This is a genomic window from Microbacterium sp. ZKA21 (assembly GCF_050434165.1).
Taxonomy (GTDB): domain Bacteria; phylum Actinomycetota; class Actinomycetes; order Actinomycetales; family Microbacteriaceae; genus Microbacterium.
The window spans coordinates 25443-47394 of sequence record NZ_JBNPVV010000008.1; the positions used below are offsets into that span (position 1 = coordinate 25443).

Annotated in this window: 20 protein-coding genes; 8 read left to right on the forward strand and 12 right to left on the reverse strand. The window is 68.5% G+C overall.

Annotation, left to right across the window (positions count from 1 at the left end):
* Nucleotides 1-77: 77 nt before the first annotated feature.
* From M2317_RS15375 to M2317_RS15390, 4 genes are read left to right on the forward strand one after another with little or no spacing between them, the layout of a single operon-like run.
* Nucleotides 78-1856, forward strand: coding sequence for an ABC transporter ATP-binding protein (locus M2317_RS15375; RefSeq protein WP_429461637.1), 1779 nt, complete (start codon nt 78-80; stop codon nt 1854-1856).
* Entirely contained in the window at nt 1853-2683 is an 831-nt protein-coding gene (locus tag M2317_RS15380; protein WP_429461638.1) for an energy-coupling factor transporter transmembrane component T, read from the forward strand. The genes M2317_RS15375 and M2317_RS15380 overlap by 4 nt, the downstream gene beginning before the upstream one ends.
* 9 nt (nt 2684-2692) lie before the next feature.
* Nucleotides 2693-3568: a siderophore-interacting protein gene (locus M2317_RS15385; protein ID WP_429461640.1), complete on the forward strand. Its 876-nt coding sequence runs from the start codon at nt 2693-2695 to the stop codon at nt 3566-3568.
* Nucleotides 3565-4128, forward strand: coding sequence for an ECF transporter S component (locus M2317_RS15390; RefSeq protein ID WP_429461642.1), 564 nt, complete (start codon nt 3565-3567; stop codon nt 4126-4128). The genes M2317_RS15385 and M2317_RS15390 overlap by 4 nt, the downstream gene beginning before the upstream one ends.
* Nucleotides 4129-4220: 92 nt before the next feature.
* On the opposite strand, the gene M2317_RS15395 is transcribed toward M2317_RS15390, so the two are convergent.
* The 6 genes from M2317_RS15395 to M2317_RS15420 all read right to left on the reverse strand — a co-directional run bounded on the left by M2317_RS15395 (nt 4221) and on the right by M2317_RS15420 (nt 8886).
* Nucleotides 4221-4985, reverse strand: a complete 765-nt coding sequence (locus M2317_RS15395) for an ABC transporter permease (protein WP_429461644.1) — start codon at nt 4983-4985, stop codon at nt 4221-4223.
* A complete protein-coding gene (locus tag M2317_RS15400; RefSeq protein WP_429461645.1) occupies nt 4982-5767 on the reverse strand; it encodes an ABC transporter ATP-binding protein in 786 nt (261 codons plus the stop codon). Before M2317_RS15400 ends, M2317_RS15395 begins: the two co-directional genes overlap by 4 nt.
* Entirely contained in the window at nt 5764-6135 is a 372-nt protein-coding gene (locus M2317_RS15405; RefSeq protein ID WP_429461647.1) for a DUF1048 domain-containing protein, read from the reverse strand. The genes M2317_RS15400 and M2317_RS15405 overlap by 4 nt, the downstream gene beginning before the upstream one ends.
* Nucleotides 6136-6137: 2 nt before the next feature.
* Nucleotides 6138-6500 (reverse strand): PadR family transcriptional regulator, encoded by a 363-nt coding sequence (locus M2317_RS15410; RefSeq protein ID WP_429461649.1) that lies wholly within the window; start codon nt 6498-6500, stop codon nt 6138-6140.
* A 165-nt stretch (nt 6501-6665) separates the two neighbouring features.
* Nucleotides 6666-7829 (reverse strand): acyl-CoA dehydrogenase family protein, encoded by a 1164-nt coding sequence (locus tag M2317_RS15415; RefSeq protein ID WP_429461651.1) that lies wholly within the window; start codon nt 7827-7829, stop codon nt 6666-6668.
* 136 nt (nt 7830-7965) lie between these two features.
* Nucleotides 7966-8886 carry a M15 family metallopeptidase gene (locus M2317_RS15420; RefSeq protein WP_429461653.1) on the reverse strand — a complete coding sequence of 307 codons (921 nt, stop codon included), beginning with the start codon at nt 8884-8886 and terminating at the stop codon, nt 7966-7968.
* 110 nt (nt 8887-8996) lie between these two features.
* Between M2317_RS15420 and M2317_RS15425 the strand changes: the two genes are divergently transcribed.
* Entirely contained in the window at nt 8997-10076 is a 1080-nt protein-coding gene (locus tag M2317_RS15425) for an Rv2578c family radical SAM protein (protein WP_429461654.1), read from the forward strand.
* A 50-nt stretch (nt 10077-10126) separates the two neighbouring features.
* Entirely contained in the window at nt 10127-10666 is a 540-nt protein-coding gene (locus M2317_RS15430) for a YaeQ family protein (RefSeq protein WP_429461656.1), read from the forward strand.
* Between the two features lie 94 nt (nt 10667-10760).
* On the opposite strand, the gene M2317_RS15435 is transcribed toward M2317_RS15430, so the two are convergent.
* Nucleotides 10761-13283 carry a DEAD/DEAH box helicase gene (locus M2317_RS15435; RefSeq protein ID WP_429461658.1) on the reverse strand — a complete coding sequence of 841 codons (2523 nt, stop codon included), beginning with the start codon at nt 13281-13283 and terminating at the stop codon, nt 10761-10763.
* A 243-nt stretch (nt 13284-13526) separates the two neighbouring features.
* On the opposite strand from M2317_RS15435, the gene M2317_RS15440 reads away from it, so the two are divergent.
* Nucleotides 13527-14423 (forward strand): aldose 1-epimerase family protein, encoded by an 897-nt coding sequence (locus M2317_RS15440; RefSeq protein ID WP_429461659.1) that lies wholly within the window; start codon nt 13527-13529, stop codon nt 14421-14423.
* A gap of 103 nt (nt 14424-14526) precedes the next feature.
* Here M2317_RS15440 and M2317_RS15445 read toward each other — a convergent pair whose 3' ends face one another.
* The 4 genes from M2317_RS15445 to M2317_RS15460 all read right to left on the reverse strand — a co-directional run bounded on the left by M2317_RS15445 (nt 14527) and on the right by M2317_RS15460 (nt 19513).
* The gene (locus tag M2317_RS15445; protein WP_429461661.1) at nt 14527-18036 is read right to left on the reverse strand and encodes an efflux RND transporter permease subunit; all 3510 of its coding nucleotides are present in this window, start codon (nt 18034-18036) and stop codon (nt 14527-14529) included.
* A 20-nt stretch (nt 18037-18056) separates the two neighbouring features.
* Nucleotides 18057-18638 carry a TetR/AcrR family transcriptional regulator gene (locus M2317_RS15450; protein WP_429461662.1) on the reverse strand — a complete coding sequence of 194 codons (582 nt, stop codon included), beginning with the start codon at nt 18636-18638 and terminating at the stop codon, nt 18057-18059.
* A gap of 111 nt (nt 18639-18749) precedes the next feature.
* Nucleotides 18750-19133, reverse strand: a complete 384-nt coding sequence (locus M2317_RS15455; protein ID WP_429461664.1) for a fluoride efflux transporter FluC — start codon at nt 19131-19133, stop codon at nt 18750-18752.
* A complete protein-coding gene (locus M2317_RS15460) occupies nt 19130-19513 on the reverse strand; it encodes a fluoride efflux transporter FluC (protein ID WP_429461666.1) in 384 nt (127 codons plus the stop codon). The genes M2317_RS15455 and M2317_RS15460 overlap by 4 nt, the downstream gene beginning before the upstream one ends.
* 105 nt (nt 19514-19618) lie before the next feature.
* On the opposite strand from M2317_RS15460, the gene M2317_RS15465 reads away from it, so the two are divergent.
* The gene (locus M2317_RS15465) at nt 19619-21142 is read left to right on the forward strand and encodes an FAD-dependent oxidoreductase (protein WP_429461668.1); all 1524 of its coding nucleotides are present in this window, start codon (nt 19619-19621) and stop codon (nt 21140-21142) included.
* A gap of 2 nt (nt 21143-21144) precedes the next feature.
* Here M2317_RS15465 and M2317_RS15470 read toward each other — a convergent pair whose 3' ends face one another.
* A complete protein-coding gene (locus M2317_RS15470) occupies nt 21145-21948 on the reverse strand; it encodes a nitroreductase family protein (protein WP_429461670.1) in 804 nt (267 codons plus the stop codon).
* Between the last annotated feature and the right edge of the window lie 4 nt (nt 21949-21952).

Consider the following 21952-nt stretch of genomic DNA (forward strand, 5'->3'; position numbering starts at 1 on the left):
GCCGACAGCGGGACGTGCGAGTCAGGTAAGGCTGGGCTAAGTTAGAGGCGTACCGATCGCCGACCCGGGGGTCATCCGTGCGCACACCAGCGCCCCTGCTTCGCGTGCGTGACCTCTCGCTCACCCACGCCGGTGCCGTGCACCCTTCGCCTCGCGACGTGTCGTTCGAGATCGACCCTGGCGAGGTCGTGCTCGTGCTCGGGCCGAGCGGGTCGGGCAAGTCGACGCTCACCCTGGCGCTGAACGGTCTCATCCCGCAATCCGTGCCCGCCGACATCACCGGCGTCGTCGAGGTGAACGGCCGCAGCACGGCGAGCACGCCCGTGGCCGAGCTCAGCACGGACGTCGCCATGGTCTTCCAGGATCCGGATGCCCAGCTCGTCACGGGCACCGTGCGGGACGAGGTCGCGTTCGGGCTCGAGAACCTGCTGCTCCCGGTACCCGAGGTGCTCGCGCGCTCCGAGGACGCGCTGCGCCGCGTCGGACTCTGGGAGCGCCGCGAGTGGAACCCCGACCGGCTGTCCGGAGGCGGACGCCAACGGCTCGCGATCGCGTCCGCGCTCGCGATGGGCTCGCCGCTGATCGTGCTGGACGAGCCGACGGCGAACCTCGATCCGCAGGGCATCGACGACGTGTACGACGCGCTCAGCGACCTCATCGCCGCGGGCGGGAGGGCCATCGTGCTCGTCGAGCACAACCTGGACGCCGCGATGCACTTCGCGACCAGGGCCATCGTGCTCGATCGCGACGGCGCACTCGCCTTCGACGGCCCGGTCGGAGAGGTCCTGCGGGAGCACACGGACGAGCTGATCGCGATGGGCGTCTGGCTTCCGGCCGCGACATTGGCGGGTCGGATGCTGCGGGACCGCGGCATCCTGAGCACCGACGTGCCGCTGCCGCTGACCCCGGAGGAGCTCTCCCGCGCGCTGAGCTCTCGCTCGGCAAGCGAGGACACCCCCACCCGCTCGTTGAGTGAGGACGACGAAGTCGACCGAGACGAAACGGACTCGATGCCGCTCGGCAGCTCAACGAACGAAAGGGGCTCAGCGAACGACGGGGCGAGCGAGATTCCCCTCATCCGGGCCCGCGGACTCACCGTCCGCCGCGGGAGGAACGAGATCCTGCACGGCGTCGACCTCGACATCCCGGCCGGATCCCTCACCGCGATCGTCGGCGCGAACGGCGCGGGCAAGACGACGCTCATCCAGGCACTCGCCGGCGTGGTGCCTCCACCGAAACGGCAGGTCGACGTCGATGGGCTCGACCCCGCCACGGCATCCCCGCGCGAGCTCGCCGGCCGCATCGGATTCGTCTTCCAGAACCCGGAGCACCAGTTCATCGCGCACACGGTCTTCGACGAGCTCGCGCACGGACTCCGCCTTCGACAGGCTCAGGGGGCGAGGGCCGACGAGTCGGAGATCGCCGAGCGCGTGGGTGAGATGCTCACGCGGTTCGGTCTCGAGCACAAGGCCGACGTGCACCCGTTCCTGCTCTCCGGAGGCGAGAAGCGACGACTCTCGGTCGGCACGGCGCTCATCACGCGCCCGAGCGTGCTCGCCCTGGATGAGCCGACGTTCGGACAGGACCGCGCCCGCGCCGCCGAGCTGCTCGGACTGCTCGACGGTCTCCGCACCGACGGAACCACGATCGTCATCGTCACGCACGACCTGCAGCTGGTCGCCGACCGCACGACGCACACGGTGATCCTCGCGGACGGTCGGGTGCACGCGGCCGGACGGACGGCCGAGCTGTTCGCGACCGACGGCGTCTTCGAATCCGCGGGGCTGCGCCTTCCTGCATTTCAGCGCGCGCTCCCCGCGCGTCTCCGGGCTCTCGTCGCCGAGGGAGTCCGATGACCATCACCGCCCCCACCCGCACGATCGATCCGTACGCTGCGGTCGCCCCCGCATCCGCTCGGCACTTCCTGCACCACCTGAACCCGCTCTCGAAGGTCGCCGCCGTCCTGCCTGCGATGCTGCTGCTCGTGTTCGTCCGCGACCTCGTCACGCCGGCCGCGTTCCTGCTCCTCGGCTACGCGCTCATCCTCGTCGGCGCCCGCCTCACCCGGCGAGCCGGCCTGCTGCTGTTCGCCGGTGTGCCTGCAGGGCTCATCGCGATCGGGTTCGGCTTCTCGCTCTGGGTGGATGCCGCGCAGGTCGACGCCACCGCGCCCGTCCTGCAGATCGGCGGATGGACGCTCTACGCCGGAGCGCTGCAGATCGGATTCGCGACCGCGCTGCGCCTGGGTGCGATCCTCGCGCTCGCCCTCATCGGCGGCCTCACCACGACCGGGCCGGATCTCGTGCGCGCCAGCGTCCAGCAGTTGCACGTCCCCTACCGGATCGGCTACACGGCGCTGGCCGCGTACCGCTTCGTCCCGCGATTCGGGCACGAGCTCGCCGTCATCCGCGCCGCGCATCGCGTGCGCGGACACCACGGCGGCCGCGGCCCGTTCGCGCGCATCGCGCGCGGCTGGGGATACGTCGTGCCGCTGCTCGCCGGCGCGATCCGGCACGCAGAGCGCGTCGCGCTCGCGATGGATTCGCGCGCGTTCGGCGCCCACCCGACGCGCACCGAGCGGCATCTCGTGCCGTTCCGCCTGCGCGACACCGTGTTCATCGTGGCGTTCATCGCGGCATCCGCTGCGATCTTCATCGCGACCTTCCCCTGGCAGTTGTACTGAGAGGAACTCATGGCCTACTCCAAGATGGTCAAGCCGGCATCGTCGGACCTCACCCACCTGACCGTGCTGCGCACCGAACGGCTGGCCCCGCACTGGATCCGCGTCACGCTCGGCGGCGGCGAGATCGGGAAGTTCCGGCCGATGGGCTACGACCAGTGGTTCCGGCTGTTCCTGCCGATCGGCGGCGAAGCCGGCCTCGAGCGCGTACCGGCGAAGGCGAACAAGGCACTCGGGTACTTGAAGTTCCTGCGCATCCCGGACGGCGAGCGCCCGGTGATGCGCAACTACACCGTCCGCGCGTATCGTCCGGCGACGGCTGGATCGGATGCCGAGATCGACGTCGACTTCGTCCTGCACGGCTCAGCGGCCGACGGCACCGCGGGTCCGGCGTCGCGGTGGGCGGAGACCTGTCAGCCCGGCGAGCACGTGCTCATCATCGACGAGGGCCTGACCTTCAACCCCGAGCGCGGCACCGACCGCGTGATGCTCGTCGGCGACGAGACCGCGCTGCCCGCCATCGCCGGGATCAGCGCCTCGCTGCCGTCGACGGCGACGGGAACCGCGATCATCGAGGTGCCCTCCGAAGAGGATGCGCTGGAGTTCCCGCATCCGGCCGGACTCGAGGTGGTCTGGATCGTCCGACCGCATGACGTCCTGCCCGGCACGCTCGCGCTGGCGAAGCTGCGCGAGACCGATCTGCCGGCCGTGCCGTTCCACGCGTACGGCGCCGGGGAACAGGCCCTCGCGTCCGGTGTGCGCAAGCAGCTCGTCTCCGAACGCGGTGTCGACAAGAACCAGGTGAGCTTCTGCGGCTACTGGAAGATCGGCGCGGCATCTCCGGCATCCAAGGCCGCGCGCGAGGCCGCCGCGGAGCCGCTGGCATGAGCGGGCAGGGTGCGGCCCCGGTCGTGAAGAAGAGATTCCCGACGGCACTGCTGCTGACGTGCGCGGCCCTGGGCGTCGCCGGAGCACTGCTGCTCGCTCCGGCGAACTGGCTCTCGACGCTGCTGAGCGGGCCGGCACCGTTCGCGAGCATGGCGTTCTCGGGGTTGTGGATCCTGCCGTCCGTCATCGCGCTGCGCCTGCTGCAGCGTCCGTTCGTCGGGCTGCTGGTCGGGCTGATCGGTGGTCTCGTACTCATACCTTTCTCGGGCGCGGGATTCTCGACCGTGCTGACGAACGTGATGTGGGCGCTGCCCGCGGAGCTGCCGTTCCTCGTCGTGCTGTACCGGTACTGGGGGACGTGGATGCACTACCTCGGCGCTGTGATCATCGGCGTCGTCTACCCGATCACGGCGTGGGCGTGGTTCAACCTCGGCGCGATGACGGTGTGGGCCCAGGTCGCGTTCTTCGCGATCACGATCGCCAGCTGCATCGGTGCGACCGCCCTCGGCATCCTCATCGCCGACCGCTTGAAGGCCGCCGGCGTCGGCCGACGGCGCTGACCCGGCACGATCCGCGCAGGAAAGAAGGAAAATGCCGGTCCTGGAGTACCAGAACCGGCATTTTCCTTCTTTGTGGAGCGTACGACACGCACTCAGCGCAGCTTCTTGCGATAGACCGCGATGGCGCCGAAGTAGGCGACCACCAGGATCCCGACGAGCCAGGCCAGCGCGACCCAGATGTCGGATCCGACGGGCTGCTCGGAGAACAGCGCCCTGATCGTGTTCACGATCGAGGTGACCGGCTGGTTCTCGGCGAACCAGGCCACCGGCCCCGGCATCGTGTCCGTGGGAACGAACGCCGAGCTGATGAACGGCAGGAAGATCAGCGGGTAGCTGAACGCACTCGCCCCGTCCACGGTCTTCGCGGAGAGTCCCGCGATCACGGCAACCCAGGTCAGTGCCAGCGTGAACAGGATGAGGATGCCGGCGACGGCCAGCCACGCCCCGAACGACGCTCCGGTGCGGAATCCCATCAGAAGCGCGACGCCGATGACGATCGCGATCGAGACGATGTTCGACACCAGGGACGTGAACACATGCGCCCAGAGGACACTGGACCGCCCGATCGGCATCGACTGGAACCGCTCGAAGATGCCGCCCTGCATGTCCAGGAACAGCCGGTACGCGGTGTACGCGATGCCGGATGCGACCGTGATCAGCAGGATGCCCGGGAGCATGTAGTTGATGTACGACTCGTCGGTGCCGGTGTTGATGGCCCCGCCGAACACGTAGGTGAACAGCAGCATCAGAGCGACCGGTGTGACCGCCGTGGTGATGATGGTGTCCGGGCTGCGCAGGATGTGCCGCAGCGAGCGACCGGTGAGAACACCGGTGTCTGCGAGGGCGTGCGAAGTCATGATGCGTTCCCTTCGGTCTGCGCTGCGGAGGCGTCCTCGCCGACGAGGGCGAGGAAGACCTCTTCGAGCGTTGGCTGCTTCTCGACGTACTCGACCTTGGCGGCCGGCAGCAGGCGCTTGAGCTCGTCGAGCGTGCCGTTCTGGATGATGACCCCCCGATGGAGGATCGCGATGCGGTCGGCGAGGTGCTCGGCCTCGTCGAGGTACTGCGTGGTGAGCAGCACCGTGGTGCCGTTCTTGGCGAGTTCGCGCACGGTGTCCCACACTTCGATGCGCGACTGCGGGTCGAGACCCGTGGTCGGCTCGTCGAGGAAGATGATCGGCGGGTTGCCGACCAGGCTCATGGCGATGTCGAGTCGGCGGCGCATGCCACCCGAGTACTCCCCCGCCTTGCGCCCACCGGCATCCGTGAGGGAGAAACGGGCGAGCATGTCGTCCGCCATCCCGCCGGGGTTCTTCAGGTGGCGCAGCTTCGCGATCAGCACGAGGTTCTCACGCCCGGTGAGCACCTCGTCGACCGCGGCGAACTGCCCGGTCAGGCTGATCGACTCGCGTACGTCGTTCGGTGCCGACGCGACGTCGAAGCCGTGGACGGATGCCGTGCCGGCATCCGCCTTCAGCAGCGTGGAGAGGATGCGGACCACCGTCGTCTTGCCTGCTCCGTTGGAGCCCAGCAGGGCGAAGATGCTGCCGCGGGCGACGTCGAAATCGACGCCGCGGAGAACCTCGAGATCCTTGAACGACTTGCGGATGCCGCGGACCTGGATGGATGCCGTGGTCATGATCGCTTCTCCTTCCCGATGGCCTCGTCGAACGCCTTGTTCAGACGAGCGCGTTCCTTGTCGATCCATTCCTTGCCCTGGTAGGACTTGGCGAACGTCTCGGTGAAGTCCACCGGGTCGTCGCCGATGATGTCCTGCACCGGGGTGCCGTCGACGGCCGCGCGCTCCCAGAGGTCGACCAGGTCGGTGAACATCTGGGTGATGGTGTCGCCGTTGGTGATGCCCCCGTAGTACATGAAGTACCGGTGCATCGCGGTCGCGGCCGTGCGGTAGGGCTCGGGGAGCGCCTCCATGCGGGCCTTGTCCTGCTTGTACTGCTTCTTCTGCTCGAGCGATCCGGTGATCGTCTCGATCCACTTCGATGCCATGATCAGTTCCCTTCGATGGTCGTGCTGTCCGTGCTGCTGATGTCGGTGTGGCGGAGCCTGTCGATGCGCTCTGCGAGGAAGCTCCAGGTCCTCCAGAACTCGGCGAGCTGCTCTCGGCCCTGCGTGTTGACCGAGTACACCTTGCGCGGCGGGCCCTTCTCGGACGGGACCTTCTCCACGTCCACGAGGCCCTTCTGCTCGATGCGGACGAGCAGCGCGTAGACGGTGCCCTCCGCGATGTCCGCGAAACCCTGGTCCCGCAACCGCGCCGTGATCTCGTATCCGTACGCGGACTGCTCGGCCAGGATCGCGAGCACGATGCCTTCGAGCGAGCCCTTCAGCATCTCCGTCATCTGGTTTGCCATGCGATCACCTCCGATCTACTCTGTGTCGCTGACTACCAGTACAAAGTAACACTGAGTACCGGTACTTGGCAACACTGAATAGCAAAAAATTCTTCGCGAAGTCCGCAGACGCGAGAACGCCCCGAGATCCGAAGATCTCGAGGCGTTCTCGTCAGGGGTGAGGCGTCAGCGTTTGCCGACGATCTGGCGGCCGACGAGATCCCGCATGATCTCGTTGGTGCCTCCGTAGATGCGGTGGACGCGGGCGTCGGTGAAGGCGCGGGCGATCGGGTACTCCATGATGTAGCCGTATCCGCCGTGCAGCTGCACTCCGGTGTCGAGCACCTCCCACTCGCGCTCGGTCGCCCAGAACTTGACCTTCGCGGCATCCTCAGCGGTGAGCTTGTTGTCCTTGTAGGCGAGCAGTGCCCGGTCGATGTAGGCCCACATCGCGTCGGTGGTCGCAGCCATGTCGGCGAGGCGGAAGCGCGTGTTCTGGAAGTCCGCGATGCGCTCGCCGAACGCCTCGCGGTCCTTCGTGTACGCGACGGTCCAGTCCAGGGCCGCCTGCGCGGCGGCGGCCGCGGCGACGCCGATCGACAGCCGCTCGAGCGGCAGGTTGAGCATCAGCTGGATGAACCCCTGGCCCTCCTTGCCGCTGATGAGGTTCTCGTCGGGGATGAAGACGTCCGTGAAGCTGAGCTCTGCGGTGTCCCAGCCGTGAAAGCCCATCTTGCTGAGTTTCTTGCCCTGGTCGAAGCCCTCCATGCCCTTCTCCACGAGCAGCAGACTGAACGCGTCGGGACGGTTGCCCTCGCCCGTCTTGACGAAGGTGACGACGACGTCGGCCGTCGTGCCGGACGAGATGAAGGTCTTCGCGCCGTTGAGGATGTAGCCGCCGTCGACCTTCTTCGCGTTGGTCTTGATGCCGCGCAGGTCACTGCCCGCGCCGGGGTCGGTCATGGCGAGCGCGCCGAGCACCTCGCCGGTGGCCATCCGCGGCAGCCACTTCTCCTTCTGCTCCTGCGTGCCCATGTGCACGAGGTACGGCACGGCCAGGTCGTCCTGGATGCCGAAGGCACCCGCGAGGGACCCGGCACCGGCCGCGATCACCTCTTCCATCACAATGGTGCGGAACCGGTAGTCCTGCAGCATCCCTGCGCCGCCGAACTCCTCGGGGACCGACAGGCCGATGAGCCCCGCTTCGCCCGCGGCGAGCATGGTGGGGCGGTCGATCTCGCCCGCGGCATCCCACCGCTCGATGGCCTCATTCGAGACGTGTCGCTTCACGAAGTCCTTCACGAGATCGCGGAATGCCTCGTGGTCCTCGTCGTAGATGTCGCGTTCCATGCCGTCCTCCCGAACGTCGTCGTTGCTGCCGCGATTCTATGCGGATGGCGGGCGCGAAGGCAGCCGATTGTGGGATGCGTTCTCACAATCAGTGGCACCGGGTTCCGCGGTTGTGGGGAGTGACCAGACGGGAGGATCAGCCCACGTAGCCCGGGGCGGCCGGAAGCCCGAAGAACTCCTCGAGCGTCGCGTATCCGCCCGCATGATAGGCGGCGGCGAGCTCGGGGCCGATGTAGCGCAGGTGCCACGGCTCGGGCGAGTAGCCGGTCACAGGCGTCTCGCCCTCGAGGTAGCGGACGATGTAGCCGTACTCCCACGCGTGCGCGTTCACCCAGTCGCTCTCGCGGGTGCCGCCGAAACCGTGGATGCCGCCGCAGCCGCTGCTGCACGCGACGACGTCGAGCGCGAGACCGGTCTGGTGCTCGCTGAACCCGGGCCGCGCGGACACCTCGTCGGCAGCGGGCTGCCCTGTTGCCTGGACGTGATCGGAGTAGGTGTTCTCCTGCATCCCATATGAGCGGTAGCCGTTGTTCATCCCCAGGACGCCGGCCCCGGCATCCGCCAGCGCGCCGGCGAGCGCGTTGATCGCCTCCGCCGGTTCCGTGCGCACGGAACCGGCTGTCGTCGTGGTCTGCAAGCGGGTGTCGACAAGCCCGGTCGGCGTGAACTCGGGTGCGAGCGGGCGGGCTTTGTTGACCACGACCCAGATGCGGTTCGGATCGTCGAGCGAGATGCAGGGCGCGTTGCTCGCTGCGACCGCCGCACGGAACGCCTCGCCGCCGCCGAAGGCGGCGATCGTCGCCTGATCGTCGCCCGCGGCGACCGCGGCCTGCACCGCGGCATCCGAACAGGGGTCGGCGGCGACGGTGGCTTCGACGGCCACGGCGGGAAGCTGCTGGGCGGCTGCCGGAACAGGCGGCTCGACCTGCACGGGAGCAGGAACGTCGGCGAGCGCCCACAGCGACCCGAGCGCCGTCACCGCGACCCCGATGGGCAGCGCGAAGGCCAGGGCACGGGGTCGCGGCGCGGCATGTCGGGGTGCCATCGCCTCGCTCATCCGTCCATTGTCTCCCGTGGAGCTGGATGCTTCGACTCGAGCGACTTCCGAGATTCGATTCTCGGTACGAAGACCTTGCGTTTCTTTCGTTGCTTTGTTCTAATGAAGTCATGCGATGGCAGGGGCAGAGGATCGACGACGCGGACGAGTCCGCGCTGCCCGGCCTGGAGAACCGCAGTGGGATCGTCCGATCGGTGACGACGCCCGAGTTCGCCGGGATGACGTTCCACGAGGTGCTCTCGAAGTCCGCACTGAACAAGGTTCCCGGCTCATCGCGGATGCCGTTCTCCTGGACGATCAACCCGTATCGCGGATGCAGTCATGCGTGCGTGTACTGCTTCGCCCGAGGGACGCATCAGTATCTCGACCTCGACGGCGGTGCGGACTTCGATTCGCAGATCGTCGTGAAGACCAACGTCGTTGAGGTGCTGCAGCGCGAACTGAGAAAGGGCAGCTGGGAGCACGAGATCGTCGCACTGGGCACGAACACCGACCCGTATCAGCGCGCGGAGGGACGCTACAAGCTGATGCCGGGAATCATCCAGGCGCTTGCCGACTCCGGCACCCCGATGTCGATCCTGACCAAGGGCACGCTCATCCGACGAGACATCCCGCAACTGATCGAAGCGGCGAAGCGCGTACCCGTCGACGTGCAGATGTCGATCGCGATGTACGACGACGACCTGCAGAGGACGATCGAGCCGGGCACCCCCACGACCCAGGCGCGCCTCGACACCGTGCGCGCGCTGGCGGATGCCGGGTTCGCCGTGACCGTCTTCCTCATGCCGATCATGCCGCACATGACCGACTCGGTCGCGGCGATCGACGCGGCCCTCGCACGCATCAAGGCAGCCGGAGCCGCGCGCGTCATCTACGGCGCCCTGCACCTGCGTCCCGGCGTGAAGCCGTGGTTCATGCAATGGCTCGGCGAGCAGCGTCCCGACCTCGTCGCCTCCTACCGCGGGCTCTATCCCGGTGTCTCCGCCGAGGCGCCGAAGGGCTACCGGCAGTGGCTCGCGAAACGGGTCCGACCGCTGATCCGGATGCACCGGCTCGACGGGCGCGACGAGGACGACCTGTACGCGGCGAGCGCTAGAGGCACGCGCACGCTGCCACCTCGTCCCGTCGTGGGGCCCGCGGCATCCTCGCACGCGGCATCCGCTCCCGCGGACCAGCCGATGCTCTTCTGAGTCGACCCCACGGCGTGCACGCTCTCATCGGGCGCGTAGGCTCGAGAGCTATGGCTATCGGCGCGATGATCCACACGTTCACGGTGCAGCTCGCCGACATGGATCGCGGGGTATACGAGGAACTGACGTTGCGGGTGGCGAAGCATCCGTCCGAGACCGACGCCTACATGCTGACGCGTGTCCTCGCCTACTGCCTGGAGTACACCGACGGGATCGGGTTCAGCGAAGGGCTCTCCTCCACCGAGGAGCCGGCGGTCGTCGTGCGCGACCTCACCGGCCGCATCACGGCGTGGATCGAGGTCGGAGCGCCGGATGCCGAGCGCATGCACTACGGCAGTCGACTCGCCGATCGCACCGTCGTCTACACGCATCGCGCCCCCGCGAAGGTGGTCGCCGCGTGGGAGGGCAAGCGCATCCACGATGCCGACGGTATCCGCGTCTACGGTTTCGATGCCGGCTTCATCGACGCCGGCACCCGCGTGCTCGAACGGCGCAACACCGCGACCCTGACCATCACTGAGGCGCAGCTCTACCTGGACCTCAACGGCACGTCGCTGTCATCGGCGGTGCACGAGCACCGGATCGGCTGACACGCGGTCGCGAGACTTAAGCTGCGGGGTGAGACTTGCCTGGGCAGGCCAAGCCTCACCCCGCAACGTAAGTCTCGCGGGGATGACGCGAGGGTCAGGCGGTGAGATCCGACGCGGTCGGAACGCGACCGGCGATCTCCTCGATGACCTCGTCGCCGACACGGGCCTGCTCGAAGGGCGCATCGATCTCGGCGCGCTGGAGGAGCTCGGTCATACGGCGCTGACGCTGACGCGTGATCAGGGTCACGACGCGACCAGAACGACCGGCACGACCGGTGCGACCGGAGCGGTGCAGGTACGTCTTGTACTCGTCCGGAGCGTCGGCCTGCACGACCAGGTCGATGTCGTCGACGTGGATGCCGCGGGCTGCGACGTCCGTCGCCACGAGGACCTGAACCTTGCCCGACGTGAGCCGAGCCAGGTTGCGCGTGCGCTTGGCCTGGTTGAGGTCGCCGTGGAGCGAGACCGATGCGATGCCGGCATCCTCGAACTGCTCGGAGAGCATGTCGGCATAGGCCCGCGTGCGTGCGAACACCAGGGTCTGCCCCTCACGATCGACCAGCGCGTTGAGCACTTCTGCCTTGTCGCGGTGCTCGATCACGAGCACACGGTGCTCGATCGTGCTGGTCTCCTGGTTCTCGCCAGCGACCTCATAGACCGCCGGGTCCACGAGGAACTCGTCGACGAGGGCTGCGACCTCGCGATCGAGGGTCGCCGAGAACAAAAGCTTCTGGCTGCCTTCGGCGGTGTGGCGGAGGATCCGCTGCACCGGCTCGACGAAGCCCAGCTCGCACATGTGGTCGGCCTCATCAAGGACGGCGATCCGGCAGTCCGACAGATCGAGCTTGCCCTGGTTGATGAGGTCCTCGACGCGGCCCGGGGTGCCGATCACGATGTCGACACCCTTCTTGAGGGCGCCGACCTGTCGCCCCTGCGGCACGCCGCCGTAGATCTGGGTCGTGAACAGGCCGACGCTGCGCGCGATGGGCTGGATCGTCCGGTCGATCTGCAGGGCGAGCTCGCGCGTCGGAGCGAGGATGATCGCCCGCGGGGAGCGGCCGAACTCGCGCTTCTTGCCGGCCTGCGATTTCAGGATGCTCTCGACCAGCGGAGCGCCGAACGCGATCGTCTTGCCGGAACCGGTACGGCCACGGCCCAGGACGTCGCGCCCTGCGAGTACCGCCGGGATGCTGGCGGCCTGGATCGGGAACGGCGATACGGCGCCCATGTTCACCAGCGTCTCGACGATGTTGGAGCCGAGGCCCAGGTCGCCGAAGGTCACATTCTCGACCTCGGCGGCCTGCACCGTCTTCGCCTCGAGACGCTCGTGGACGACGTCCTGAGCCTGCTCGGCGGACGAACCGGTCGCCGGACCCGTCGACGCGTTCCAGTTGTCACGGCTCGGTCGCTGCTCCGTGCGGCGCGGGCGGTCATCGTTCGTGCGGGGGCGCTCCTGACGGTCGCCGTTGTACCGAGGACGCTCGGCACCGCCACGGTTGTACGACGGGCGGTCGCCGTCACGACGCGGACGGTCGGCACCGCGGTCGTTGTTGTACGACGGACGGTCAGCACCACCACGGTTGTACGACGGACGGTCGCCGTCACGACGCGGACGGTCGGCACCGCGATCGCTGTTGTACCGCGGACGCTCAGCACCACCATCGCGGTTGTACGACGGACGGTCAGCACCGCCACGGTTGTAAGACGGACGATCGCCGTCACGACGCGGACGCTCCGCACCGCGATCGTTGCTGTACCGCGGACGCTCAGCACCACCATCGCGGTTGTACGACGGACGCTCAGCACCACCCTCACGGTTGTACGACGGGCGGTCACCATCACGGTTGTACGACGGACGCTCAGCACCACCACGGTTGTACGACGGACGATCGCCGTCACGACGCGGACGCTCCGCACCACCATCACGGTTGTACGACGGGCGGTCACCACCACGGTTGTAAGACGGGCGGTCACCACCACGGTTGTACGACGGACGGTCAGCACCACCACGGTTGTAAGACGGACGGTCGCCCTCACGACGCGGACGCTCGGCGCCACCATCACGGTTGTACGACGGACGGTCACCACCGCCACGGTTGTAAGACGGACGGTCGCCGTCACGACGCGGACGCTCCGCACCGCGGTCGTTGTTGTACGACGGACGGTCACCATCACGACGCGGACGGTCGTCGTTGTACCGGGGGCGCTCGCCACCACGGTCGTTGTTGTAGCGAGGACGGTCGCCGTCGAAGCGACGTTCTCCGCCGGTGAAACGCGGACGCTCTGTCGATCCGCCGCGCTCGTCGCGGTGGTGCGGAGCCTCTCGACGTCCGGACTCGGCGCGGCCACGGATCGAACGGGCCTCATCGCGGCCGGCGCGCTCCTGTGCGGTCCAGCGCCCCTTGGGCGCTCCCGACTCGGCCTCGGGGCGGTAGCCGCGGTGCTTCGGGCTCTTGTGAGCCGGGCCCGAGGGGCGCGACGAGGAACGGTCGTCACCGGCATCCGAACGCGCCGGACGTCCGTCGTTGTGACGATCGTGGAACGAGGTCTTCTTGGCGTATCGCGGCTCGAAGTTGCGAGCGGGGCGACCGCCCTTGGGCTTGCTGCTCTTGGGCATGGGGTGGGTCCTTCTGGGTTCTCGACACGAGAACAGCCATCTGGGCGCGCACGCGCAGACAGATCCGGACATCCGTCGGCCGGGGCCATTCATGTGATGGTTCATGCGCGTCGAACGACGCTCACCATCGGCCCCTGGACTCACACTTCACACAAGAATCGCCCGCGCCGATGCGCGGCTGTCCGAAGCCGACCTTCCCAGCGTACCGTGCCTGCCTGGGAAGGTCCCCCGTACGATGTCGGGGTGACCTCTCTCTCCCCCACCGGTACTCAGATCCATCTGCAGCGCGGCGCCGTCACCGCACAGATCGCCCAGGTCGGAGCATCCCTTCGGTCGCTGACCGTCGAAGGCACCGGCCTCGTCCCGACCTACCCGCTCGGCGAGCCGACACCGTCCTGCTCCGGCGTCGTCCTCGCCCCCTGGCCGAACCGAGTCCGCGACGGCGTCTGGGACGACGAGGGCAGCACCCGTCGACTCGCGATCACCGAACCCAAGTTCGGCAACGCCAGCCACGGGCTGCTGCGCTTCGCCGCCTACGACGTCTCGCAGTCGGACTCCTCCGCCACGCTGCGTGCGACGATCGTCCCGCAGACCGGGTGGCCGTACGAGGTCGGCACGAGCGTGACGTACACCCTCACCGACACCGGCATCGCCGTCGAGCACGTGCTCGAGAACCGGTCGGATGCCGCGGCCCCCGTCGCCCTCGGCACCCACCCGTTCGTCACGATCGACGACGTCGACCCGCACGATCTGGTGCTCACGGTGCCCGCCGCGACGCAGATCGAGGTCGACGATCGCATGCTGCCGACGGGCACCTCGGCCGCGCCGGCCGCGCTGCGCGACGGCGTACGCCTGGGCGACATCGTGCTCGACACCGGCTTCGCCGATCTGATCCGGGATGCCGACGGCACCGTGCGCCATACCCTCACGGCACCGGACGGTCGCCGCGTCACGCTGTGGCAGGGCGAGGGCTTCGACTACGTGCAGGTGTACACGACGACGTCGTACCCCGGGCAGCCCCTCGCCGTCGCGATCGAGCCGATGACGGCGCCGGCGGATGCGCTGAACAGCGGCCTCGGCATCCGCCGACTCCTGCCCGGCGAGAGCTGGACCCTGCGCTGGGGTATCGAGCTCGGCTGAAGCGGCACGCCCCCGGATGCGTGTCCGGGTTCATGCGGGTGCGATCCACTCGAACCCGCACCAACCCGGACGCGCCCCCGGCGACGAAGTCGCGCGCGCAGGCTCAGTGCAGCGGGTTCGCCGGCGGCAGGCCGCCCTGACGCTCACGCAGTTCGCGGCGCGTGCGCGCCTGCTCGCTCTGGTCGACCGATGCGGCCACAGCGGATGCCGCAGCAGCAGCGGCCGCAGCAGCAGCCGCCGCGGCCGAGGCGGCTGCGGCCATCGCCGAGTGCGCCGACTGGCTCGAGTAGGACGGCTCCTCCTCGTAGTGAGTGAGGTGATGAGTCCGCTCGGACCGCTCCAGCTCGGTCGACGACTGCGGCGGAACCGGAGCGGCGAATGGCAGCGCAGCGGACGGTGCAGAGGCCGATGCCTCGTCCGCCCTGGCATCCTGCGCTGCGCCTGCCCCCACGACCGCCAGAGCGCTCACCAGAGGGTCGGCGGCAGCTCCGGTCGCCGGTCCTGAGGCATCCGGGCCTGCCTCGGGCGCAGGACCCGCAGGGCCCTCGTCCCCCTCACCACGCACGACGCGCTTGGCCGCACGGCGCTCCTTCGCCCCCTCGACGAGGTTGTAGAGGGTCGGCAGCACGATCAGCGTCAGGACCGTCGAGGAGACGAGCCCGCCGATCACGACGATCGCCAGCGGCTGCGAGATGAACCCGCCGTGGCCGGTGATGCCGAGCGCCATCGGCGTGAGCGCGAAGATCGTCGCGAGAGCCGTCATGAGGATCGGACGCAGACGCTTCTCACCACCCGCCATCACGGCATCCCGTGCCGACAGACCCTTCTCGCGGTACTGGTTCACGAGGTCGACGAGCACGATGGCGTTCGTCACCACGATGCCGATGAGCATCAGCACACCGATCAGCGAAGCGACGCCGAGGGGCACACCCGTGACGATCTGCAGCAGGATCGCGCCCGTCGCCGCGAACGGCACAGACACGAGCAGCAGCAGCGGCTGACGCAGCGACTTGAACGTCGCCACCATCACGACGTACACGATGAGGATCGCCGCGAGCATCGCGAGCCCGAGCTGCGAGAACGAGTCGGCCTGCTGCGAGGCGACGCCGCCCACCTCGGCGCTGGCACCGTCGGGCAGGTCGACCTCTTCCAGCGCCGTGTTCACCGAGGCGGTCGCCACGGCGAGGTCGTCGGATGCCGGCGGCACCGTGACCGTGGCCGTCCGGCGTCCCTGCTGGGTCGTGATGGACGTCGGGCCCTCACGTTCCTCGACCGTCGCGACATCCTGCAGCTGGATCATTCCGACCGGCGTCGGGATCGCGAGCGCGCGCAGCGCCTCGACCGTTGTCGGCGGCTCAGGGTCGGCGAGGTAGATCGTCAGCGACGTGCCGTCCAGTTCGATGGATCCCGCCTGCTGCGGCTGCATCGCGCTCGACACGATCGACCCGACCGCGACCTCGCTGAGTCCCGCGGCGGCCGCGGCATCCCGATCGACGACGACGCCGATGTACGGCAGCGAAGCCGCGAGGTTGTCGGTGACGGTGCCGATGCCGTCGCGCCCGTCGAGCTCGGCGGTCACGGCATCCGTCGCCTCCTGAAGTGCGTCGGCATTCGGAGCCGAGATGTCGACCTCGATGTCGCTGCTGCCGAATCCGGCAGAGGCGGCCACCGAGATCTCGCCCACGCCGTCGAGGTCGTCGACGGCCTCCTGCACGTCGGCGCGCAGCTGCTCCTGATCGACATCCGGGTCGGTCTGGATCGAGTAGTTGATGCCGGCGCCGCCCGAGAAGGCATCACGCAGCGACGACCCGCTGGAGCCGATCGAGACCTGCACGGTCTCGATGCCGTCGACGTCCATGAGCGCGTCCTCGACGACCACGGCCGCCTCGTCCTGCGACTCCAGGCTCGCGGTCGGGCCGAGATCCTGCGTGACGGTCATGGTGTTCTGACCGGAGTCGCTGAGGAAGTTGATCTTCATCAGCGGAGCCGCCGCGAGCGTCGCGCCGAGCACGACGACGGCGAGAACGACCGTGATGCCGGAGTGCTTGAGCGTCCAGCCGAGGATCGGACGATACGCCTTCTGCAGCGCCGTCGGGGGCGCGTCCGGGTGTTCGGGGTCGATCACCTCGCCGTGCTCGTCGAGCAGCGGCTTTCCGGGGCGGAGGAACCAGTACGCCAGCACCGGCACGATCGTGAGCGCCACGAGCAGCGACGCCGCCATCGCGATCGTCACGGTCATGGCGAACGGCCGGAACAGTTCGCCGACCATGTCGCCGACGAACACGATCGGCAGGAACACCGCGACGGTCGTGATGGTGGATGCCGTGATCGCACCCGCCACCTCGCGCACGGCGAGCACGATCGCGCTCATCTTGTCGGCGTCGCCGACGTAGTGCCGCTTGATGTTCTCGATCACGACGATCGAGTCGTCCACCACGCGCCCGATCGCGATCGTCAGCGCACCGAGGGTGAGGATGTTCAGCGTGTAGCCGAACGCCTGCAGACCGATGAACGTGATCAGCACGCTGGTCGGGATCGAGATCGCCGTCACGAGGGTCGAGCGGATCGACAGCAGGAACACCAGGATGATGATGACCGCGAACACGAGACCGAGAAGGCCCTCGGTTGCGAGCGTCTCGATGGACTGCTGGATGAACGGCGCCTGATCGAACACGACGGTGAACTCGGCATCCGGGAACGCCTCCGAGATGTCGTCGAGCGCCGCGAGCACCCCGGAGGAGACCTCGACGGTGTTCGCGGAAGGCAGCTTCGTGATCGAGATCGTGATGGCGTCCTCGCCGTCGACACGGGAGATCGACGTCACCGGATCGGTGTCGAGCGCGACGCTCGCGACATCGCCGATCGTGGCATCGGTGCCCACGAGCGGCAGAGCGGCGATCTCGTCGACGGAGGTCAACTTCGCGCCCGTCTGCACCGTGAAGGTGTCATCGCCCTCGGTGATCTCACCGCCGGGGAAGAGGACGCCGTTCTGCTGCAGCGCATCGTTGATCGCCTGCGTGCTGACGCCGCGCTCCATGAGCGCCGCATCGTCCGGTGTGATGGTGACGCGCTCGCCGACGCCGCCGACGATCTCGGCCGCGTTGACGCCATCGACGTCCTCGAGGTCTGGGACCGCGACGTTCTCGAGATCGGCCTGAATGGTCTGCGCGTCGTCGAACCCGGTGACGGCCACCTGGATCACCGGCAGATCGTCGATCGACACCGACAGCACCTGCGGCTCGACCTCGTCGGGCAGCTGTTGAGATATGCGGTTGATCGCCTGCTGCATCTTCTGCTCGGCCGTCGCGAGGTTCTCGCCGTATGCGAAGGTCGCCTGCACGATCGAGGCGTTGGTCGTGCTCGTCGCGGTCGTGGATTCGAGCCCCGGCACTCCCTGGATGGCCGTCTCGATGGGCGTGGACACGTCGTTCTCGACCACCTCCGGCGACGCACCGGGGTAGCTCGTCATGACGATCAGCGCCGGCAGCTCGAGCGAGGGGATGAGCTCCTGCTTGAGGTTGTTCAGCGCGAGTCCGCCGAAGACGGCGGCGACGATCGTGATCAGTGCGATCAGTGCACGGTTCTTCAGACTCAGGACGGCGAGTTTCGACAAGGCTGTTCTCTCTCGGTCGATCAGACGGATGCTGTGGGTGACGGTGCCGACGCCGGTGAGCGGAGGATCCCGGCGAGGGCGTCGCGGATGAGCTCTTCGTCGAGCGGCTCGTCGTGGATCTGTGAGTGCCACAGTACGCCGTCGATGAAAGCGGCGGCTGCCCTGGCGCGATCCACTCCGTGAACGGGCGCGATGAATCCGACGACCTCGTCGGACCAGTGCCGCGCGAGTTCGCGCACCCGCGGATCGTGGACGGCGGCCGTGACGACGGCGCGTTCGGCCTGGATGCTGCGCGCCTCGGCCAGCGCCTGGCTGATCAGCCGCGCGAGGATGCCGGGGGTGACGCCCTCGGCGACGACGGTCTGCCGAGTGGCATCGATGCGCAGATCGACCTCGGTCGCGAGCGCGTCGAGTGCGGAGTCCCTGAGGTCGTCGAGCGTGGCGAAGTACTGGGTCGTGGCGCCGAGAGGAACGCCGGCGCGGGCCGCGACCTTCCGGTGGGTGATCGCGTCGACGCCGATCTCGACGATCAGTTCGGCTGCGGCATCGACGATCGCGCGGCGGCGCGCCTCGGGGTCGCGGCGGCGGCTGCCTGCGGTCACATCGACCCCCTGAGATCCAGTCCTGTACTTTTGTACAGTTTCACACGGCGAGGCTTGAGAGGATGCTGTGAGTCAGCGGCACTCGACCGAATGCCGCACCGAGAAGACCGCCTAGACCCAGAGCGATCCGATGGCGAGACCGGCCCCCGCGGCGAGGACCGACGATGCGAACGTCCCGAGCAGGTGCAGCACCGACACGCGTCGGGCCCCGTCGCGCCACAACCCGATGCTGTCGAGCATGGCCGTGCTGAACGTCGTGTACCCGCCGAGGAAGCCGGCGCCGACGATGAACGCGGCACCCGGCAGCGCTGCTGTCACGGCCCCCAATGCGAACGACCCCGTGATGTTCACGATCACGATGCCCCACGGGAACGCCCGTTGGATGCCGGGGCGCATCGCCTTGACCCCGGCGGTGACGCCGACGCTGACGAGATATCGCGCGGCGGCACCGAGGCCGCCGGCGAGCGTCGCGAGCAGGAAGACGAGCGGGGTCACGTCGCCGCTCCCGATCGCGCGAGGCGGATGCCGGCGACAGCCGCCGCGACGCCGAGCACCAGGCTCAGGGCGGCATACAGGAGCGCCAGGACCGGAGCATCCGTCCAGAGCTGGATCGACCCGACTGTGAAGGCGCTGTAGGTGGTGAAGCCACCCAGGACTCCGGTGCCGAGGAAGATCCTGAGATCGGCCCTGCTCGTCGGCATGTCGGCAGGCCACCCCGTCAGGATGCCGATGAGGAAGGCACCGACGACGTTCGCGGTGATGATCGCGAACGGGAAGCCCCCGGCATCCGGGATCAGCAGGGTCAGGCCGAGCCGAGCCGCGGTGCCGAGCGCACCTCCGAGCGCCACGAGCAGGGCACGGCGGAGATGGATCACGTTCGACACTGTAGTTCTCTCCCGACGGCTCGCCTCTGCGTTCCACCGACCTGCAGGAAAGTCAAGGCTGTGGAGCAGGCGCAGCCCTGCCCGTTAGCTGAACCCATGATGCCGCTGTGGAAGGTCGACCAGCCCGCACCCGGATCGGCCGCGTTCGACGCGGGCGACCGCCACGATGTCGTGATCGTCGGGGCCGGTCTGACCGGACTGACGACGGCCGTCATGCTGACCCGTGCGGGGATGGACGTGGCCGTGATCGATGCGGGCGAAGTCGCCCAGCTGGCGTCCGGCGCGAACACCGGGAAGCTCTCGCTGCTGCAGGGAGAGCGGCTGGCGTCTCTCCGGCGGCACCACCCGGCGGCTCTCGTCCGGGCGTACGTCGACGCCAACCGCGCGGGCCTCGAGTGGCTCACCGCGTTCGCCGAGCATACGGGCGTGAGCTTCTCCCGGCGCACAGACCATTCCTACGCCCAGACGCCCGCGGGGCTCGATGCCGTGCGACGTCAGCACGCCGCCGCGCGAGAAGCCGGGCTGCCGACTCGGCTTCTGGCCGCCGCGGATCTGCCCGATCCCCGGTTCCCTCTCGCTGGCGCTGTCGCCCTGGACGATCAGATCGCGATCGATCCGATGCGGCTGGCTCGGAGGCTCGCCCAGGAATTCGTCGCCGAAGGAGGCACGTTGCACACGGGCATCCGCGTGACCGGTGCGCATGCGCTCGGCTCTGCGCACGTGGACACCGGGAACGGACCGCTGTTCGCCCGCCACATCGTGCTCGCGACCGGCACCCCGATCATCGACCGCGGCCTCTACTTCGCGAAGACCCGCGGGCTGCGGTCGTACTGCGTGTCCTTCCGGCTACCAGGTGCCCCACCGCAGGGAATGTTCATCTCGGTCGACGGGCCGACGCGTTCGATCCGGCCGGTGTCGACGGCAGACGGCCCTGCCGACGCCCAGCTCGTCGTGGGCGGCAACGGCCATCCCGTCGGCCGGTCGAGCGACGAGTCGGCAGCGCTGGACGATCTCGTCGCCTGGACGCATGAGCACTTCCCCGGCGCCGAGGAGACGCACCGGTGGTCGGCGCAGGACTACGAGTCGCACAATCTCGTCCCCTTCGTCGGCGGGATGCCCCGCGGGCTCGGACGCATCCGGTTCGCGACCGGGTACGGGAAATGGGGCCTCTCGAATGCTCCGGCGGCCGCACTGCGCATCACATCGGAGATCCTCGGAACGCCGCGGCGCGAACGCCCGACGTGGATGACGATGATCGGAACGCGGCTCACAGTCCCGGCGGACATCAGTCGCGGCGCCGCCGAGGGCGGCCGAGTGGCTCGTGCCCTCGCCGGCGGGTGGCTCCGTGCCGAACGTCGGCGAACCCCCGTGCCGCGGCCGGCCGAAGGCACGGGCACGATCGCCCATCGCGGCGGCAGGCCCGTCGGCATCTCGACGGTCGACGGAGTCACCCGCGCCGTCGACGCGGTGTGCCCGCACCTGGGCGGCGTCCTGGACTGGAACGACGCCGAATGCACCTGGGACTGTCCGCTGCACGCGTCGCGCTTCCGCGCGGACGGCACTCGCATCGAGGGCCCTGCGCTGCGCGATCTGCAGCGCCTGCCCCGGTCGTCCGCCTGAGATCACCCCTGTGGACCGGCATCCCACCCGGTCTGCGGCGTCTCGCACGTCTCGCGGAAGACGAACTGCGAGGCGAGCCGGCGCTGACTGCTGGACCAGTCGATCGCAGGCCTGCGCTGTTCGGGAGGCAGGTATCCGAGTCGGTACACCGCCATCAGCTCCAGGTCGTCCGGCACGCGGAGCAGTCTGACGACCTCGTCCCAGCGTCCGGGGACCTCCATCGGGAAGGAGATGAACTGGATGCCCATGCCGAGTTCGACCGTGGTGAGCCAGACGTTCTCCATCGCCGCCCCCATGCTGAACACCGAGTAGAACGACGACAGCTGCCCCGGCCGGTACTCGCTGCGGTCGAGCATCACACCGAACAGCAGCGGCGATCCCTCGACGAGTCGGCGGTTCTCGGCGCCGAGCGTCTTGGGCACGCCGAGCGCATTCATGAGCGTCTGCCCGCGCTTGGTGAAGACCTGGCCCGTGAACGGCCGCAGCGGCGCGGGCAGCCTGTCGAACAGCATGCCGCTGCGCTTCTCGTCCATCTCGGCCTGGCTGAAGCGGAAGTACGGCTTGTACCGCTCGAAGAAGGTGCCGTTGGACATCGCCTCCGTCATGCTCTCGCCGGAGATGCGGGCGATCTCGCGGATCGTGTCACGACTCTCGATCACGACGAAGCGCCAGGGCTGACTGTTCAGCTGAGACGGCGCGCGTCCGGCCGCCTCGATGAGCAGCCTCTGATGCTCGTCCGAGACCGGGTCGGGGAGGAACGCGCCGTTCGTGGTCTTGCGGCGGCGGATCGCGTCGAGCAGTTCCATGCGG

Bases quoted from the DNA above. Each gene is read 5' to 3' on its own strand.
- M2317_RS15380 (WP_429461638.1), top strand. From the start codon at position 1,853: ATGACCATCACCGCCCCCACCCGCACGATCGATCCGTACGCTGCGGTC.
- M2317_RS15385 (WP_429461640.1), top strand. From the start codon at position 2,693: ATGGCCTACTCCAAGATGGTCAAGCCGGCATCGTCGGACCTCACCCAC.
- M2317_RS15390 (WP_429461642.1), top strand. From the start codon at position 3,565: ATGAGCGGGCAGGGTGCGGCCCCGGTCGTGAAGAAGAGATTCCCGACG.
- M2317_RS15395 (WP_429461644.1), bottom strand. From the start codon at position 4,985: ATGACTTCGCACGCCCTCGCAGACACCGGTGTTCTCACCGGTCGCTCG.
- M2317_RS15400 (WP_429461645.1), bottom strand. From the start codon at position 5,767: ATGACCACGGCATCCATCCAGGTCCGCGGCATCCGCAAGTCGTTCAAG.
- M2317_RS15405 (WP_429461647.1), bottom strand. From the start codon at position 6,135: ATGGCATCGAAGTGGATCGAGACGATCACCGGATCGCTCGAGCAGAAG.
- M2317_RS15410 (WP_429461649.1), bottom strand. From the start codon at position 6,500: ATGGCAAACCAGATGACGGAGATGCTGAAGGGCTCGCTCGAAGGCATC.
- M2317_RS15415 (WP_429461651.1), bottom strand. From the start codon at position 7,829: ATGGAACGCGACATCTACGACGAGGACCACGAGGCATTCCGCGATCTC.
- M2317_RS15420 (WP_429461653.1), bottom strand. From the start codon at position 8,886: ATGAGCGAGGCGATGGCACCCCGACATGCCGCGCCGCGACCCCGTGCC.
- M2317_RS15425 (WP_429461654.1), top strand. From the start codon at position 8,997: ATGCGATGGCAGGGGCAGAGGATCGACGACGCGGACGAGTCCGCGCTG.
- M2317_RS15430 (WP_429461656.1), top strand. From the start codon at position 10,127: ATGGCTATCGGCGCGATGATCCACACGTTCACGGTGCAGCTCGCCGAC.
- M2317_RS15435 (WP_429461658.1), bottom strand. From the start codon at position 13,283: ATGCCCAAGAGCAGCAAGCCCAAGGGCGGTCGCCCCGCTCGCAACTTC.
- M2317_RS15465 (WP_429461668.1), top strand. From the start codon at position 19,619: ATGATGCCGCTGTGGAAGGTCGACCAGCCCGCACCCGGATCGGCCGCG.
- M2317_RS15470 (WP_429461670.1), bottom strand. From the start codon at position 21,948: ATGGAACTGCTCGACGCGATCCGCCGCCGCAAGACCACGAACGGCGCG.